General features: G+C 37.0%; 13 protein-coding genes, 1 pseudogene and 2 riboswitches. Of the genes and pseudogenes, 3 read left to right on the top strand and 11 right to left on the bottom strand.

Annotation, left to right across the window (positions count from 1 at the left end; genetic code table 11):
* The first annotated feature begins 167 nt into the window (after nucleotides 1-167).
* Nucleotides 168-3,572 (top strand): stalk domain-containing protein, encoded by a 3,405-nt coding sequence (locus tag AC3WSK_RS04700; protein WP_492412710.1) that lies wholly within the window; start codon nucleotides 168-170, stop codon nucleotides 3,570-3,572.
* A gap of 515 nt (nucleotides 3,573-4,087) precedes the next feature.
* On the opposite strand, the gene AC3WSK_RS04695 is transcribed toward AC3WSK_RS04700, so the two are convergent.
* From AC3WSK_RS04695 to ribE, 11 genes and pseudogenes are all read right to left on the bottom strand, one after another.
* Nucleotides 4,088-4,597: a QueT transporter family protein gene (locus AC3WSK_RS04695; RefSeq protein WP_079559973.1), complete on the bottom strand. Its 510-nt coding sequence runs from the start codon at nucleotides 4,595-4,597 to the stop codon at nucleotides 4,088-4,090.
* A gap of 152 nt (nucleotides 4,598-4,749) precedes the next feature.
* The gene (locus AC3WSK_RS04690; protein ID WP_427482797.1) at nucleotides 4,750-5,505 is read right to left on the bottom strand and encodes a 3-oxoacyl-ACP reductase; all 756 of its coding nucleotides are present in this window, start codon (nucleotides 5,503-5,505) and stop codon (nucleotides 4,750-4,752) included.
* A gap of 56 nt (nucleotides 5,506-5,561) precedes the next feature.
* Entirely contained in the window at nucleotides 5,562-5,783 is a 222-nt protein-coding gene (locus AC3WSK_RS04685; protein ID WP_079559971.1) for a DUF2829 domain-containing protein, read from the bottom strand.
* 66 nt (nucleotides 5,784-5,849) lie between these two features.
* Nucleotides 5,850-6,218 (bottom strand): hypothetical protein, encoded by a 369-nt coding sequence (locus AC3WSK_RS04680; protein ID WP_079559970.1) that lies wholly within the window; start codon nucleotides 6,216-6,218, stop codon nucleotides 5,850-5,852.
* 140 nt (nucleotides 6,219-6,358) lie between these two features.
* Nucleotides 6,359-7,210, bottom strand: coding sequence for a GNAT family N-acetyltransferase (locus AC3WSK_RS04675; protein ID WP_079559969.1), 852 nt, complete (start codon nucleotides 7,208-7,210; stop codon nucleotides 6,359-6,361).
* A gap of 20 nt (nucleotides 7,211-7,230) precedes the next feature.
* Nucleotides 7,231-7,773 (bottom strand): histidine phosphatase family protein, encoded by a 543-nt coding sequence (locus AC3WSK_RS04670; RefSeq protein ID WP_492412706.1) that lies wholly within the window; start codon nucleotides 7,771-7,773, stop codon nucleotides 7,231-7,233.
* Between the two features lie 211 nt (nucleotides 7,774-7,984).
* A complete protein-coding gene (locus AC3WSK_RS04665) occupies nucleotides 7,985-9,289 on the bottom strand; it encodes a sensor histidine kinase (RefSeq protein WP_079559967.1) in 1,305 nt (434 codons plus the stop codon).
* Between the two features lie 509 nt (nucleotides 9,290-9,798).
* Nucleotides 9,799-11,262, bottom strand: coding sequence for a spore germination protein (locus tag AC3WSK_RS04660; protein ID WP_492412703.1), 1,464 nt, complete (start codon nucleotides 11,260-11,262; stop codon nucleotides 9,799-9,801).
* A 165-nt stretch (nucleotides 11,263-11,427) separates the two neighbouring features.
* A complete protein-coding gene (ribH, locus tag AC3WSK_RS04655; protein ID WP_349660789.1) occupies nucleotides 11,428-11,895 on the bottom strand; it encodes a 6,7-dimethyl-8-ribityllumazine synthase in 468 nt (155 codons plus the stop codon).
* 417 nt (nucleotides 11,896-12,312) lie between these two features.
* Nucleotides 12,313-12,936 (bottom strand): annotated as a pseudogene (ribB, locus tag AC3WSK_RS04650) (3,4-dihydroxy-2-butanone-4-phosphate synthase); the annotation flags it as partial.
* A gap of 20 nt (nucleotides 12,937-12,956) precedes the next feature.
* Entirely contained in the window at nucleotides 12,957-13,595 is a 639-nt protein-coding gene (gene ribE, locus AC3WSK_RS04645) for a riboflavin synthase (protein WP_492412701.1), read from the bottom strand.
* 195 nt (nucleotides 13,596-13,790) lie between these two features.
* A riboswitch (FMN riboswitch) is annotated at nucleotides 13,791-13,916 on the bottom strand.
* A 243-nt stretch (nucleotides 13,917-14,159) separates the two neighbouring features.
* Nucleotides 14,160-14,285: riboswitch (FMN riboswitch) on the bottom strand.
* Nucleotides 14,286-15,436: 1,151 nt separating this feature from the next.
* On the opposite strand from ribE, the gene AC3WSK_RS04640 reads away from it, so the two are divergent.
* Both AC3WSK_RS04640 and AC3WSK_RS04635 read left to right on the top strand, forming a co-directional pair.
* The gene (locus tag AC3WSK_RS04640; protein WP_427482805.1) at nucleotides 15,437-16,576 is read left to right on the top strand and encodes a YibE/F family protein; all 1,140 of its coding nucleotides are present in this window, start codon (nucleotides 15,437-15,439) and stop codon (nucleotides 16,574-16,576) included.
* The gene (locus AC3WSK_RS04635; RefSeq protein ID WP_492412699.1) at nucleotides 16,576-17,355 is read left to right on the top strand and encodes a YibE/F family protein; all 780 of its coding nucleotides are present in this window, start codon (nucleotides 16,576-16,578) and stop codon (nucleotides 17,353-17,355) included. The genes AC3WSK_RS04640 and AC3WSK_RS04635 overlap by 1 nt, the downstream gene beginning before the upstream one ends.
* Nucleotides 17,356-17,363 lie beyond the last annotated feature (8 nt).

The raw sequence follows: 17,363 nt of genomic DNA, 5'->3' as shown, positions 1-17,363 counted from the left end.
TTCATATAGGAAAACGCCCAATAAGGCCGATATGGAATCACCTTACAGGTTAAATTTTCTTATATAGGTAAAAATACGAAACTTTTTCACCTATTGGTGCGTACTAATTATACAATGATATTTATCATTGCCAGATTAATATAAGGGTATCGGAAGGGGTGGAATTTATGAAGAAAATATGGACTTTGTTTCTTGCAGCGATACTTATTGTACCGATATTGCTGCAGCCAGTAACTGCTCAAGCGGCAAGGGCCATCACTATTTATGTGGACGGGGTTCAATTAAAGACCGACCAGCCGCCAGTGATGGTTCAAGGGCGTGTCATGCTGCCGCTTAGAGCAATCTTTGAGGCATTGGATGCAAACGTAGATTGGGATCGAAAGAATCAAACCGTTACTGGGATTAAAGGAGGTACAACGGTAGTTCTCAAGATCAAATCGAAGGTAGCTACTATTAATGGCGAGAGAGTTACGCTTGATGTACCAGCACAGATAATAAATGGTAGAACAATGGTGCCAGTACGCTTTGTTAGTGAAGCGCTTGGTCAAGATGTTGACTGGAACCCGTATAATCAGATCGTATCTATTAAATCTGACACTCCGAGCAATATCAGTATTTCTCCAGCGAGCTATGTGTCGGTTAGAGATATTGGTAATCAAGGAGATGGGCGTGACCTGGAGGTTACCTACTCCAAATCGTCTACTGAGTCACTTGTGGATCATTACCGGGTTCTCGTTGTGAAGGCTTCAAAAAGCTTTAATCAGGCGTCGGCCCTAAAGGTCTCCGCTTCAAATTATACGAAAGTATCACCTGCCGGCTCGAATCGTTCCATAATATTAACTCAAAGTTCGCGGGATGTGGACGGAGACTATATTAGAAATGACGAGCCTTATGTAGCGTATGTACTTGCAGTTGGAAAAGGTTCTTATTCCAGCGTATTATCGAAATCTTCTCAGAAGATTACCTTAACGAACATGTCTTCTGTTACAGAGGTAACAAATGTAAAAATTAACGATATTAGCGATTTTGGAGATGGACGCGATATCTCGGTTAGCTTCACTCGTCCACAAAGTGACAATAATATTTCGAATTATCGTGTGTTTATCGTAAAGACTAAGGATGCTAACAATTTCAGCCTTTCTAGCGCGAATAATTTAACTAGTAAATCCTATACGACAGTCAATAAATCGGGAAGCAATGGCGGCACGTTGACAGGAACTCTGACTTCTTCGTCGCGCGACTCTTCCGGTGATTATATTAAAAACGGCGTCCCTTATACAGCGTTCGTTCTGTCTGTAAGCAACACTATTTCAGCTAGTAATAAGTTGTCTTCTGCTTCATCTTCAGTAACGCTTAGTGCGAATACATTGCCTATTCCGGTTATTACTCAAGTTGATGACGTCAATGACTATGGGGATGGACGTGATCTGCGGGTTAGCTTTAACAAAGCATCCGATGAGTCTAACATTAGCGCATACCGGATCTTTGTTGTAAGAGCAAACAACTATTCGAACTTTACATTGACGAAGGCGAACAATCTGTCCAGCTCTAATTACACACAAGTGAACAAGACGGGCTACAATATTTCTCAAGTTCTCTCTTCAGGGGCTCGAGATACAGACGGTTATGCCATTCAGAATGGGGTCAGCTATCGTGTATTCGTTATGGCCGTAGCTAAAAACTCAGGGAATAACGTATTATCGTCGGCTTCCAATGCGATTACACTATATAGTAGCAATGTTGGTGCAGTATCGAATCTCAATGCCAGCGATGTGAATGATTATGGCGACGGTCGTGATCTCTATGTCTCTTTCACTAAAGCGGCAAATGAGTCTAATATTAGTCACTATCGCGTCATGGTTGTGCCAACAACTTATTACAGTAGCTTCAGTCTGTCGGATGCTAATAATGTATCCAGCAGTAATTATACGACTGTGAACAAGTCAGGAAATAACAATTATGGGCTGGCGCTCTCGGGAAATGCTCGGGATGTGCGCGGCAATTATATCACGGATAGAACTAGCTACCGTGTCTATGTTCTCTCGGTAGGCTATGGCAATTATTCCGGTAGCAATGTGCTGTCCTCGCCAACGTCTACGATTACGCTCGGTAAAAACATCAATGTGCAGGCTGTATCTAGTCTGAATGCTACTGATGTAAGTGATTATGGAAATGGCCGTGATATACAGGTATCATTCACGAAACCTTCCGATGAAACAAATGTCAATCAATATCGCATTTTGATTGTCCCAACAGCGGAGTACAGCAGTTTCAGCCTATCGCAAGCTAATAGCAGCTCTTATTACATCTCAGAGAGCAAGGGCGGAAATAAATCAGTAACTAGAACGTTAGATGTGGCTCGAGATGTTCGCGGTAATTCCATTACGGAAGGCACAAGCTACAGTGTCTATGTATTGACTGTAGCGAATGGAAATTCTTCAATCCCAAATGCTCTATCTTCTGCATCGGGAATCAAGCTTAGTAAGAACAAAGCCCTTCAAGCGGTAAGCAATGTTAAAGCAAGCGATGTTGGTGATAATGGAGATGGCCGAGATTTACAAGTATTGTTCACGAAGCCTTCCGATGAATCGAATTTAAGTAATTACCGTATTCTGGTTGTCCCTGTGTCAAAGGCGAATGGCTTTGGCTTAAATGAAGCCATTAAAGCTACTTCTTATACTAGTATAAGTAAAGGTCAGTATAGTGCGATCTTGAAAGCTGGTGATAAAGATACTGAGAACCAACAGATTAAAAATGATACAGAATATCGAGTGTATGTATTGTCAGTAGGTACGGGAAGCTCCCAGGGAATGTATAACTTGTCCGGTCCTTCTGATGTTATTAAACTGGTTAATAATGCAAAAGTTGATGAAGTAGGATCAGTATCTTTGGATGCTAAAGGAAGTAGTAACTCTACTGATATCGAGGTAAGCTTTACGAAGGTTAGTGATGAGCAGAATGTATTAGAGTATAGAGTGTTTCTGATTCCAGAGGGGCAGGCCTCTACTTTCACTAAACAGCGCGCAGAATCAATTCAAAATATCAGTTTGTATACCATCATTAAACCCAATGGTAATAACAACATCCGACAAACCTTGATGGTATCAAATGACGCCTTTGGCGATCCAATCAAAGCAGGAACCTCGTATGTTGCTAAAGTACTTACAGTTGCTAAGGTGGGAGCCAATGCGTTGTCAACGCCATCTAACGCGGTGACACTCAAGTCAAATCCAGTTGATACAGCTGTAAATCCAGCTACGATTACAAATGCTACTCCTGGACCTAACGAAATTACACTCACATTTAGTACACCGAGCAACAAGGGAAATATTAGTGGGTACGAGATTTATGCAGTTCCGAGTACTGTAACGGATTTTAGTGTAAATAATCTTAATTCGAATTATATGATTAATACAGTTTCTAAAGAGTATTCTGGGGAAACCATCAAGCTTAATTTAACGACACCTGGGTCTTATAAGCTCTACGTTCTATCGAAACCGGATAATGTAAATGCTAAAAAAGCAGCTTTATCCGAACCTTTCTCATTAGATGTGGTAACACCTACCCTATAATCTTAAGAGAGAGGCTAAAATAACTTCTTCACAGAAGGGACTCCTCAGGTGGTGCTTCATGGACCATAAGAGGAGTCCCTTCTTGTTGGCACAGCTCATTTGGCCTCCGACTGTTTCTATGAATGTCTGGTCTATGACTGGCATAGGTAATCAAGTTGATGAACAATAATAAGACAAACTATAGCACTAAAATTTAGGATAACGTGGACATAGATTCATGAAAAAGGTAGGTTTAGTGATGCGCAATTTGTGTAGGCGCTGGGTCCAAAAGTGTTTAACGAACAGCTGCGGAATATTGCTAAAGAACTGGAAGTCGTGATCCTCTTCGAAAAAAATCATCGCCCGGATCTTTTGCTGGAATATACCAGTAAGAATCCGGGCGATGAGGTTTATATTGTCTGATTCAGGCGGAAGTATTTGAGCTGATGAACTCGGCCCAAGGTGTACTAGGTAAGATTGTGGTCAAAACTTAGCACCCTTACTTCATAAAAAAGACTCACTTTTTATGCATAAAATTATTTCGATAAATCAATTTTTTTATTTAATAAATAAATAGTCATACCACCAACAGTCATTGACAATAGCTCTCCAATTCCAACCGTAAACCATGTTGCCCAAAACGGAAGATCATAGAGAATTGTTAATTGTCCTGCAACGGTGAACATTGATATAGCAAAAATCAATGCAGTTATAACCATTTTCACAAGATCATTTGTTATATTTTTCGTTACTCTTCGGCAAAGAACTAAAACGAGGAATGTCGCAATTCCACCAATGGGTACATCTAATATCCACGTTGGTGACATGAAATTTGCGAGTACTACTCCTAGAGTCACGGCTACTACATAGCGTTTATTGTAGAGGGCCAGGTAGTTAAACATCTCCGATAGACGTAATTGAACTGCCCCAAAACTTATGACTGACAATAAAACAGTTACAGCCACATATAAAGCTGCAACAAGTGCCGTCTTTGTAAGCTCGGTTACAGAAGTACGGCTTGAATCTTTTACAATAGATGTATTCAATTTTATTCTCCTTTGTAAAATAGCACATCCGCTATTTTAGTAATAACTACGACCAAAGGAAGAGAGCTTTTCGCCCTATCTGAAGTGCCGTAGTGCAAGCAGATTTTTGCTTACCTGCGTATTATATCAGAAGAATTTATGATTGAACAATCTTATTTCGTTAGCCAGCCACCATCGATTGGCATAATAGCTCCATGAATATAATCAGCAGCCGAACTTGCTAAGTAAAGTGTTAAATTCGCTACTTCATGTGGTTGTGCCCAGCGTCCAGCAGGCGTTTCATTAGCGACCCATTTGGCCATTTCCCCATCACCTTCAAAATCTGCCTTATTCATCGGTGTTTGAATGGCCCCAGGTGCAATGGCATTTGCGCGAATTCCTTCACGACAATAATCTAAGTCTAACTGCTTCGTATAGCCGACAATCGCATGTTTAGATGTTGTATACGCTGCACCACCACCGCCAGCAACAAGCCCTGCAATAGATGCCATATTAACAATGACGCCTGATTTTCGTTTTACCATATGGGGTAATACCGTATTCGTCACAAAAAAAGTTCCCTTAACATTGGTATTCATAATTTTATCCCAAAGCGTCTCATCTGTATCGAGTGTTTTTGCAAAACCATCTAAAACGCCTGCGGTATTTAATAAAATATCTACCTGCTTAAATTTTGAAATTGCAGCTTCAAATGCTTGCTCTACATCGTCCTTATTACATACACTACCTACTTTATAGGCAAATTGTTCAGGGTATTGGTGATATAGTTTTCCTAACCCTTGCTCATCTAAATCAAACCCGAATACGTTTGCCCCATTTTCTAAAAATGCAATAGCTTGAGCTTGACCAATACCTGAACTAGCCCCCGTCACAAATATCGTTTTGCCCATATATTCTTCGAACGTCATTGATCTCTCTCCTCTATAAACAAAGAAACCACCTCATTTGAGATGGCTCCTTTCGATTAATTGACAATTATCCAATCTTCCGCTAATAAATCACAGACTGTCGGTGTGAACATTGTATAGCCCTCACCGCGTACATTAATTAAAAAATAAGGATTCAAAGTCTCGCCATCATGTTCGCATTGTCCAACAAGCTTCACATATAATTCGGCACCGCCCCAACCTTTACGAATTACTTTTTCGCCCGCCTTTAAGCGAGGTAAAATTTCTTCAAACGTCATTTAAATTCATCCTTTATTTACATTCTTTATCGGATTAGTATACTGGAATTCTCAATTGTTTACAACCTAGCCCTCAAGCAAAACCGTATAAAGTATATATTGCCCATTTAAATCCACAATGATTGTATCCGTATTATTATCATTTGTTGAGAAAATCTTTGTTCCACTTTCCAATTTAGTAGCATAAAAATCGTTAAAATTTTTAGAGGAATTTGTAGTTTTAATAATTTCCCCTATAATCTCACATTTCGTATATTCTAATTGTTTCATCGATTCCAAGCTTGTAGTATTAATGTAAATCAAATTATTATATTGAAGAATATCCGCTTGAGAATGTTCTGTAAGAATAGATTTCGCAGTGGGAGTGGTATTTATAGCCGGTGTACAACCTACCAACACCAATATTAGTAAATTACATATGAGTATTTTCCTCATAACTAATAACACCTTCTTTTTATAACTACTTGGAACAATTACGGTTCAATTTAAAACTCTTCACATCTATAACTCCCCAAATTTAAGCAACATCATTTTACCTAGCTTCACGTCGAAATTGACTCTTCTCATCTCGCAAACTACGAATCCATTTTCTTCTTCATTTGCACTTGCTCCGTCTTCACTTCTAGCCCGTTTTCCATCAAATAGCTCGTAGCAGGATTACTTACTAAAAAGTTAACTGTTCCCAGTTTTACTTTGTGTTTTGTAATGCTTGCGATAAAGTGTGGAATATGTTCAACATTGCCATTCCCTAATAGCTCTAATTGATAAAGTACTATGCTGTCTATGGCTCCCTCCTGATTCCATACAGTTTTATATAACATATAGCCAATTGCTTCATTATTCTCATTATAAAAAACTTTAGCTTCTCCTTGTTTATTGCTTTGCCAGCTACATTGCCAAGGAACGTCCTCCAGATAAAAAGATAAATGCGGTAGCTGCTCTGGACGAATAGTTTCCACATGAATTCCGACTGGCTTCTCTACTTTTGCTTCATATTCGCCACTTAAAAAGAGCAATTGATTTGTAATGGTATAGCCATACTTCTCATATAGCGCAATTGCTACCTTATTCTCTTTTATAGCTTCCAGCGTTGCAACTTCCACATTCTCTCTTTCATAGATGGCGATGGTTTCTTCCATTAAAACACGAGAAACACCTTTACCGCGAAAGTCTGGAGAGATACCTGTTCCTCCATTCCAAGAGGTTTTCTTACCACCTATTTGTCTAAAGCCATTTAATACAATGCCAACAGCATTACTTTGATCAAATGCGACGATAGATAGCTCTGGGGATAATCCTTCCCCAACGAGTCGGTTTAAAAACACCTCTTCATTCATTTCTATTTGTACAAAATACCCCTCAAAGCCTTTATTCCAAGCTTTTAAAGTTTCATTTAACGTGCACCGTGAGACTGTTTTTATTTTCATGTTTTTCTCCCATCCCTACGTTAATTTACAAGTGATACATCTTCTAAAGTTAATTTTTTTATTATTTCAAAACCATTTCCAGGACCATTTGGCTTAACAATAACCATTCCCATGTTTGAAATTTTCCCTAGTCCAATATCTTCAGGAAAACTATGGGCAACGATCACTTGATTCATTCCTTGCGATGGCTTTCTTTCTAACGCTGATTGCACATTTGATAAAATATTATTTTTTTCAATAAAAGGAATAGCTCCACCCAATTTATAAATTCCATAACCTATTGGGTCAATTTGGATATAAGAATAAGGAAATGCGAGCTGTGCCGTTTCAACTGTACGACAAAAAGGACTTACGATTATTGGTGAACTAATCGGAATTTGTAAATGACGTAACAGTTGTCCAAAGTAAACGGCTTGCCTTCGCCCAAATTCAGACAAATTTCTTTGCGTAACACAATCTTGGAAATTTATATATGGCTGATCTACTCCGACAGTTGCTTGACCATGCCTTGCATACAAAACAAATCCACCCTTTCTCAATAGATCAAGGATTGATTTATCCAAATATTTCAACTCCTCCCTAATAGAATACCATCAATTATTAGTACTATATGAAATGAATGACTCAAAAAATGTAAAAGTAATAGTTGAAACTGCATTTCGCATAACTAGCAAATATTTCAATTAACCCTCCCCCCTTTACTTTGCCGGTTGCGGACTTAGATTAATAAAAATAAAAAAACTTCCTACAATTTTCTGTAGGAAGTTTCGAAATTTACTTTATTGGAATGGTTACTATTGCGGTTGTCTCTAGATGTTTTGATGAATCGATAGAAATTTGACCGTCGTACTTATTGACTATTTCATTCACAATAAACAAGCCTTGCCCTCTTGTTTTACCATTTTCCGGTTTCTTTGTGGAAAATCCTCGCTTGAATATTTGCCCTGCTTCTACAATATTTGGTCCAGTATTTGTAACCTGTAATTTATATTGCGTGTCATCGGCTTCACAGCAAATTGTTATTTTACGTTGTTCTTCCGATAATTCATTTGCAGCATCAATCGCATTATCTATTAAATTCGATAAGATTTTAATTAGATCCGTTGTTCTAATTTTATTAAACGCATCCTGAGAGACTGTGAAATCCATATCAATATTATGATTTTGCGCCGTTAGTTTTTTTGTTTGCAATAAAATCGACAAGCCAGGATGATCAATATTTAATTTAAGAGACTTTATATCATGAACTTCTTTAGACAATGAAGATAAATATTGTTTTGCCTGATCAGGTTCATCTAATTGTAGAAATCCATGTAATACTTGTATATGATTTGTGAAATCATGTCTTAAAGAGGACACGGAAGTAATTAAAGTTTTAATTTCCGCTTGATATGTATCTTCTGTCGCTTCAACCTCTTCTGCTACTTCTTTTTGATACCATCTCTGTAAGAAGAAAACTGAGCCGGTAACCATTAAAATGAGTACACCATTAAAAATAAAGATTAAAAGATTGTCTTCGATTACTTTTCCCTTAATGTCATTTAATGTGTCTGCACTAATATCAATTCCTATGTATGCTATAACCGCCCCTTTTTCATCCTTAATCGGTGCACCAACAGTTAAGTAGGAGCCATATATAGAATCTTGTATTACGTCTGTTGTAAATGTTTCTCCATTATAAGCTTTTTGCACTTGTGTCTCGGGTACTGTACAGTCCATTCCGATATAAAAGCCTTTAACTTCACTTGGTAAACCCATGATCATTGCTTTAGATACCTTCGGATTTTCAATATCTAATGTATAAACAAATAAAGCACCTATTTTTACTCTTGCATCGTTTAAGTAGCTTCTTATTTGCCAATAATACTCATTTTCCTCGGGGTTATCTAAAAATTGTTTGTACGCCTCTACATCAATAGTAGATGCGATAGAAATAGCCGCTTCCAGACTTTGGTTAGCTATAGACTCTTCTACTGTCTTTTTCATTTTTATATAGGATGTAAAGATGTTTAAACTTGTAAACAATACTAATAAGAGAGTTGATAGTATTAAAATTAGTTTTATTTTTCGTGTTTTCATACAAACTGGTACTTCCTCATCTATTGACATGAATAATATCTTAATTTAATTGAGCTTGGCTTTCGCATTACATAAAAATTGTTAGTCGTTAGTTGACATCATCATCTCATACTTTCAACCTAGGGAACAATTTCATATCCAACAACCCTATTATACTACAATATACTTCTTTTTTTATGGTTGTTTAAAGATCATTATTTGCGCAGTGAATCGCTCTTCCTACCGAAAATCAGATGAAGAGAAGTAAGAAACTTAGAAGTTTTGAACTACAATGGCTATTTACCCTTGTACATCCATCTTAAACACACTGTTCGAAAATACGATTCAGGATTCTTCGCCACTTTAAATAAGAATATTGGTTCTTAGTTTATCATCTCAAGCCCGTTTTGACTATATCAACCTTCTCCTCCTACTTTTGGACTATACTTTCTCATTGTTGAAATGGGAGTCTGTTTGGAAATAAAAAAAAGATCAGGCCTATAAAAACCTGATCTTTTCATTCGAAGTATTTATTTTTTCCTACTCGATGTCTTTGTTTCATCCTGAACATTTAAAAATTTCGGTCGCTTACTGTAACCCGAAGGAGATAGGCGAACTAAAGATTTTTTTATGTCCGGCCAATTTAAATCCGCTCCCATAGTTAAATATGGAACACCTAATACTCGTAAATTTGCAATATATAGAAGGATGAAAAACACCGAAACGAAGAATCCAAATAACCCCAAAAATGCAGATGCTAAAACAATGATTATCCTGAGAATACTCATTGCTGATACAATTGATTGATTGACGAGTGTAAAAGCTGCAATACTTGATGTAGCTATGACGATAATCATGGAAGGACTCGTAACACCTGATTTAATCGCAGCATCTCCAATAATTAATCCCCCGACAACGCTTATGGAACCACTAATAACATTGGGTAGATGTATATTTGCCTCCCGAAATAATTCAAACATAAAAAGCATCATTAATATTTCAAGAATTGTTGGAAATGGGAGCCCCGTTCTTGATTCAACGACTGTTGCCAATAGGATGAATGGCAATTGCTCTTGATGATAGGTTGAAAGTGCAAGCCAAAAACCTGGTAAAAGTACACTTATTAAAATAGCAACTATTCTCAGTAAACGCTCCATAGAACTTACAATAATCGGATGTTCATTATCCTCACCGGATTTAAAAAGTAACATTGCATTTGCAGGTGTAATAATCACATAAGATACTCCATCAACTACGATGATAATGCGCCCTCTACTTAAAGCTTGGACAGCAAAATCCGGACGTCCAGTATAATCATGTTTAGGCAGAATTTTATCGCTCTGCTCAATCCTTTCCATCAATATATCTCCGCTAAATATAACATCTGCATCAACTCGCTGGAGCTGCATTTTTATTTTCTCAAGCATGTTTTTATTTACGACATCTTCTAAATAAAGTACAGCTACGGTTGTTTTGGATCGTTTGCCAAGCTCATATGTCTCAACACTTAATGAATTAGTCGGTAATCGTTTTCGTATTAAAGCAATATTAATTAAAACATCCTCAATAAAATCATCTCTCGGACCTTTGATAACTAATTCAAGAGTTGTTTCTTTAGGCTCTCGATTTGGTTTTTTAGCGATATAACTTGAATACAGCAAATCCATATCTTCGAAATATAGTAAAACATGCCCTTTATAGACTCTTGTGATGGCCTCATCTTTACTTGTTATTCTCTGAAGACGGGGAATGTGTAAATGATTTTGTATATGCTCCGCTAACAATTCATCCGAAGTTGCGGTAAATAAAGATTGAACTCGTTGCACAATAACGGTCTGCAGTAACCGCTCATTTATCATCGCATCACATTTTATCAAGTGTACTTTATGTTGACGAAAGACATACTCTTGGAATATTACATCAGCAGAGCGTTGAAATAGTGACTTCAAAGATTTCAAATTTAACTCTTGTTCCATTGAAGAAATATCTATCATCTCCTACTGATTCAGCTCCAAATTAGTACATTTATGAAAAATAACATAAATACACTTACGGATATTTTCTCCATGCTTTTAAAAAATATTCAAGGAAATACGCTTTTTAAAATGCTTGTCAGAATAATTTAGCGTTAAAATTCCCACCCTATTATTAGGTAATATTTATCCAATCATCTTCTTTAAATTAGCCATTTCAATAGCAGACATTGCTGCGTCATAGCCTTTATTTCCTGATTTAGTCCCTGCGCGCTCAATTGCTTGTTCAATATTTTCAGTAGTAACAATGCCAAAAATAACAGGTACATTTGTAGTTAGCGACACATTTGCAATTCCTTTTGCTGATTCATTACATACATAATCATAATGTGTTGTTGAGCCACGAATAACCGTCCCTAATCCAATAATTGCATCATATTTCTTTGTTTCTGCTAACTGTTTTGCGATGAATGGAACTTCAAATGCTCCAGGAACCCATGCTATGTCGATTGAATTCTCATCAACTCCATGACGCTTTAAACCATCTAATGCACCATCTAATAATTTACTTGTAATAAATTCGTTGAAACGACCTACTACTACTGCTATTTTTAAATCTGTACCAATTAATTGCGCTTCAAATGTTTTAACCATTTTTCTTTTCTCCTTTTTTATGGCTCATTACCATTTCGTGTGGTTGATTTCCGTTCCGGCTGGGTGCTTTGTTGTTGCTGCCGCTTTGCTTTCGCACAGATAAAACATTTGTTGCTGCCGCTTCGCTTTCGCGCAGAGCAGAGCTTCCTGGGGGTGTCCGATGACCCGCTTCACTCGCAAAGCTCGCTCCATGGTCTCGGGCCAACAGATATTTTTTGCGCGAAAGCGTAGTGCTAACGTAGCGTCAGCGGCACGATGTTGGTCACGAAGGCGTTATCACAGGATGTGATGGTCTTAGCCTTCGTTCCTCTATTTGCTAATCCCCAAGGAGTCGCCCAGTCGTAGCGAAGATCAACAATATACATGGTATACGTTTTAAAATGAACTTCCCCCAACTTTTGGTGATAAGCCTTTTTATCTAGTCATTGTGTTTTCTTCCATTATTTGTTGACGATATGTTGCCAATGCTTCAATTGAAATCATTTTCAAATGATGTTGTGCTGCATATTTAACGAGATCATTAAAGCGTAGCATTTTGCCATCGTCGCCCATAATCTCACATATAACTCCGGCAGGAACGCTATTACAAAGCTTTGCCAAATCTATTGTAGCTTCCGTATGTCCCCTACGCTCTAATACTCCATTTTCCTTTGCTATTAGTGGGAATACATGGCCTGGTTTACGAAAATTCGCATCTTTTGCTTGTGGTTCGAGCATTTTCTGTATAGTCATTGCCCGTTCAAAGGCGCTAATTCCAGTTGTTGTGTCAACATGATCAATACTAACGGTAAATGCTGTTTGATGATTATCTGTATTCACACTAACCATAGGGTTTAATGCTAATTTTTGTGCGAGCTGCTGGGAAATGGGCGTACATATAAGACCTCTTCCATAGGTAGCCATAAAGTTAATCGTTTCAGGGGTCATAAATTCCGCAAGTGCTAGTAAGTCCCCTTCATTTTCCCGATCCTCGTCATCTACTACAATAATTATCTTTCCTTGCTTTAAATCCTCAATTGCTTCTTCAATCGAATGTAGCAATTTCGCCACCTCCTTGTTGATTAAAAACCGTTTTGTGCTAAGAAGCCTTTTGTAATGGTCGGCGGTTCCTGACCATACTTAAGTTGATGTAAAATGTATTTTCCTACTAAATCAGTTTCTATATTGACGAGATCACCAATTTTCTTCATACCTAAAATTGTTTCCTTGTACGTGTGGGGTATCAACGATACTGTGACACCGTTTTTCTCGACATGAAAGAGTGTTAAGCTCGTTCCGTCAATTGTGATGGAGCCCTTTGGAATACAGAAACTCGTTAACTCCTTTGATAGTTCTATATCAATATAGACTGCATTTGCTAACGGCCGCTTGCGTACTATTTTCCCTACTCCGTCTACATGCCCAGATACAAAATGACCACCGAATCGCCCATTCGCTGACATAGCGCGCTCTAAATTTACCGAATCTCCAATTGCGAGCTGCTGTAAATTTGTTGCCTTTACCGTTTCAGGCATGACATCCATCGTAAGCTCCTGTTCATTAAAAGATATGACTGTTAAACATACACCATTGACCGCTATACTATCCCCGAGCTTTACATCCTCTACCATTTTCTTCGAAATAACGGTAATTTTCATACTTTGTCGATCGCTTTGCAAGGTTTTTACGGTACCAATATCCTCAATAATTCCTGTAAACATTTTTTCACCCGCTTCTATTCTTTGGTTTAAGCCTTAACTCTTCCACTTTTGGAGCCCTATGTACCTCCTCCCTCAATCAAAAATTTCTGTTCAAATAAAAAACCCCTTTGATTAAAGGGGTTTGGGAGTTCATATAAATAAGACGTCGACAAATAAACCTTAAGGATATTAAAATTTTCCATAGGCTACCATCTCATCGTTCTTCTCCCATCCAGACTATAACTGTCGGTTTTGGATTTGCACCAAATCAGCTTGCGCTCACGGACTTTGAATTACTTCATCACCGCCGATTGGGAATTTCACCCTACCCCGAAGAACTACTGCTATTCAATTTGTTAGCTAAATAATAAATCAACTTCGCCTTGGCGTAATTGTGTCCGGAGGCTTTAGGTCAGGCGTTTTCACAGGATGTGAAGTTCTTAGCCTGAGTTCCTCTATTTCGGTGGGTGTCTAAACGCCTACTGAAAGAAGATAAAAAAACTTCCCAACTTAAACGATGGGAAGTAGTTAAAAGCATAATCAAATAAACCTTATAAACTCAAGCAAATTTAAAAAGCTCTTACTTTTACCCTTCTCCCATCCAGACTATAACTGTCGGTTTTGGATTTGCACCAAATCAGCTTGCGCTCACGGACTTTGAATTGCTTCATCACCGCCGATTGGGAATTTCACCCTACCCTGAAGGATATTTTTATTTAGCTATTTCTTACGATAACACTATTTGATTTTATTATCCAGATAATTCTTAATAATTTTTTCTCTAAATCAATTTTGTTGTCGTTGCATTTTCAATGTTACTACTTAAAATGAAGATATAAAAACAGCCACCACCTTTGGTCATTAATAAAGATCAAAGGTGTGGCTGTGCCAAAGAAAAATGAAATTTATACAGTCAAACTACCGTCAACAGAGACAATAGCTCCAGCCATGAAGCTTACTTTATCTGAAGCTAAGAATAGGACCGCTTCTGCTACTCTGCTACTTCTTCTGGTTCACCTTTGCGCCAAGACAGTGGATTGAAGCTAGACAATACAATTTGGACTTATCGCATGGATGCGATGATTTTAAGCTAACATCCTATATTGAACTCCTTTCCGATTCCATGAAATCCGCCGGAAAAAAGTTAAAACACAAAGAAGGCGCCGAAAGAACGGCGCCTTAAAAGTGCGAAAAAACCCTACAAATAGGGAAATATTTCTTATATTTCACAACGGAACGTAAAAAAGCGCCGGACAGAACCGGCGCTACAATGCGTAAATATATTTATACAAGATCATCAAAAATTATTGACTACAATTGTTAAAATAAGAAGGCAAAAGCTTCCGGAATCTGTTTTCGATATGAAATTTGCTTAAAAAAGGCAGACTTCCCCCTTTGACAGCAAATCTCCAAGCAATCTGTAAGATTTCACCTCTTTTTCTGTTAAGCCTTTTGCGAATACAGTTTTCATCACTTTTACCTCCTTGCGAATTCAATAGTTCCTACTAATCTCTCACAATATTATAAAGAACACAAATTCCTTCATCAAATTTTTATCCACTTAAATAGAAAAGGATGGTTTTCTGCTATAATCAAGGACGAGCCGCTTTTCCGCTCCCAAGCAAAATTAAAACTCACATCAATGAATAACACTAATTTAATAATGCTATAACTAACTTAGGTCGCTAAAAAGCCATTAGCCGTATTATTTCATTAAGAAACTTCTTTTCAATTAGCACGTTCTTTATACATGGCACTTTTTTTACTCTGCTTGACAAAAAAATTATAGTAATATTGTGAGTCATTATTCGTGTCAACTCTAACAATGAACACAACGTATAGGATTAAATTCTCTTCCCTCAATGGAGGTTTTTTTATTGCAAAACATCTTGAAAAAAAAATCGTATAACAAAGTTATATTTTATACCTTTATTACTATTTGCTTCATCGTTTCTGTTTTTTTCGTTTATCACAACGAAGAATTTTATGATCGTCCAATTGCAGAAGTTATAAAAACGGAATTAACAGAATCGAATCCTGTAAAGGATATGTATGAAAATGATGATCATTTATCTACTCAGCTTATTACAGCTGTATTAAAAAATGGTGGAGAAAAGGGTAAGCTTATTCATTTTACAAATGAGTATTCAGCATCCGGAGCCTTCGATCAAGAGTATCAAGTTGGCAATAAATTATTTGTTTCCATTAAAGCAAGTACAGACAAGAATGGAGATTTAACTGGGACTATTTTAGACGTGAAACGTGATCAGTTCGTCTTAATAGTAGCGTGGATTTTTATTTTTGCATTGCTGATTGTTGGTAAAAGACAAGGATTATTTTCAATCATCAGTTTAATTGTAAACTCCCTTGTATTATCTTTCGCCTTGGATTTATATGTGCATTCAAATATAAATTTGATATTTATAAGTGGGGTATGTGTTCTTTTATTTACAATCATTTCTTTAATTCTCATTAACGGCTTGAATGAAAAAACATATGCAGCGATTGTTGCAACACTTTTAGGAACATTTATTTCGTTATTAATTAGCTTTTTAGTCCTGTGGGTTACATCCGAGAATGGGCTTCGATATGAAGAAATGCAATTTTTAACACGACCTTATCGAGTGATATTTATGGCTGGGTTATTTATTGGGGCACTAGGGGCTGTAATGGATGTCTCCATAACAATGGCTTCTTCTATGTTCGCATTATTTGAGCAAAACCAAGATATTTCTGACCAAGCTTTAAGAACTTCTGGAATGGATATCGGGAAAGACGTTATGGGAACGATTACAAGTATTTTGTTCTTCGTTTATATTTCTGGCTCAATTCCTATGTTAATTTTATATTTAAAAAATTCTTATCCATTAGGGCAAACACTTTCCATGAACCTTTCGTTAGAATTAGCTCGTGCCCTAGCAGGTGGGATTGGTGTTGTCTTAACGATTCCCATTAGTCTTTACACTTCTATTTTTTTCATTAATCGAAAGAGGGCAAAATAATGAATGTATTAGTATGGTTAACAACCATTTTATTCATATTGATGATCGTTATTGGTGGAAAAAAAGGAGTGAAATCTTTTCTATCTTTATTTTTAAACTTTGGGGTACTCTTTATTACTATTTTTTTAATGACCAATCCGAAGAATAGTCCAGTTTTATTAACGCTTATTGCCTGTACCGTCATAAGTTGGATTAGCCTATTTTTTATTAATGAAATGAATAGTAAAACGATGACCGCTTTTATTTCTACGATGATTACGATTGTAGTTTTATTACTTTTCATTGTTTTTGTAACGGAGAAATCAATGATTCGAGGATTTGGGGAAGAATCCGTTGAAGAAATTAGCATATTCTCTCTTAATATTGGCGTCAATTTTGTACAAATTGGAGCTTCCGTTATTATTATGAGTACAATTGGTGCGATTTTGGATGTTGCCATTTCCATTGCCACTTCCATGCATGAGATTCTTCACCATAACCCGTTAATAAGCAGAAGAAAATTATTTACAACAGGTTTAAGCATTGGAAAGGACATTTTAGGTACAGATACAAATACATTATTTTTCGCTTTCTTTGGTGGATATTTAAGCTTGCTCATATGGTTTAAAGATTTATCTTATTCCATTAGCGAAATTATAAATTCTAAAATATTCGCCACCGAAATTATTATGATTTTTTGTGCAGGTATTGGAATCGCACTTATCATTCCTATTACTTCCTCTGTAAATGCCTATTATTTAATAAAAAAACGAAAAAAAACTGAAAATGCTTCATTATAGTCGTACCT

It is taken from the genome of Lysinibacillus sp. EB271-A1-10B, from assembly GCF_058791335.1.
Note: the sequence above shows the minus strand (reverse complement) of the source record. Positions and strands in the feature narration are given on the sequence as shown.

Coding starts and splice junctions, on each gene's coding strand:
- AC3WSK_RS04700 (WP_492412710.1), top strand. CDS start 168: ATGAAGAAAATATGGACTTTGTTTCTTGCAGCGATACTTATTGTACCG.
- AC3WSK_RS04690 (WP_427482797.1), bottom strand. CDS start 5,505: ATGACGTTCGAAGAATATATGGGCAAAACGATATTTGTGACGGGGGCT.
- AC3WSK_RS04685 (WP_079559971.1), bottom strand. CDS start 5,783: ATGACGTTTGAAGAAATTTTACCTCGCTTAAAGGCGGGCGAAAAAGTA.
- AC3WSK_RS04680 (WP_079559970.1), bottom strand. CDS start 6,218: ATGAGGAAAATACTCATATGTAATTTACTAATATTGGTGTTGGTAGGT.
- AC3WSK_RS04675 (WP_079559969.1), bottom strand. CDS start 7,210: ATGAAAATAAAAACAGTCTCACGGTGCACGTTAAATGAAACTTTAAAA.
- AC3WSK_RS04665 (WP_079559967.1), bottom strand. CDS start 9,289: ATGAAAACACGAAAAATAAAACTAATTTTAATACTATCAACTCTCTTA.
- AC3WSK_RS04660 (WP_492412703.1), bottom strand. CDS start 11,262: ATGATAGATATTTCTTCAATGGAACAAGAGTTAAATTTGAAATCTTTG.
- ribH (WP_349660789.1), bottom strand. CDS start 11,895: ATGGTTAAAACATTTGAAGCGCAATTAATTGGTACAGATTTAAAAATA.
- ribE (WP_492412701.1), bottom strand. CDS start 13,595: ATGTTTACAGGAATTATTGAGGATATTGGTACCGTAAAAACCTTGCAA.
- AC3WSK_RS04640 (WP_427482805.1), top strand. CDS start 15,437: ATGGAGGTTTTTTTATTGCAAAACATCTTGAAAAAAAAATCGTATAAC.
- AC3WSK_RS04635 (WP_492412699.1), top strand. CDS start 16,576: ATGAATGTATTAGTATGGTTAACAACCATTTTATTCATATTGATGATC.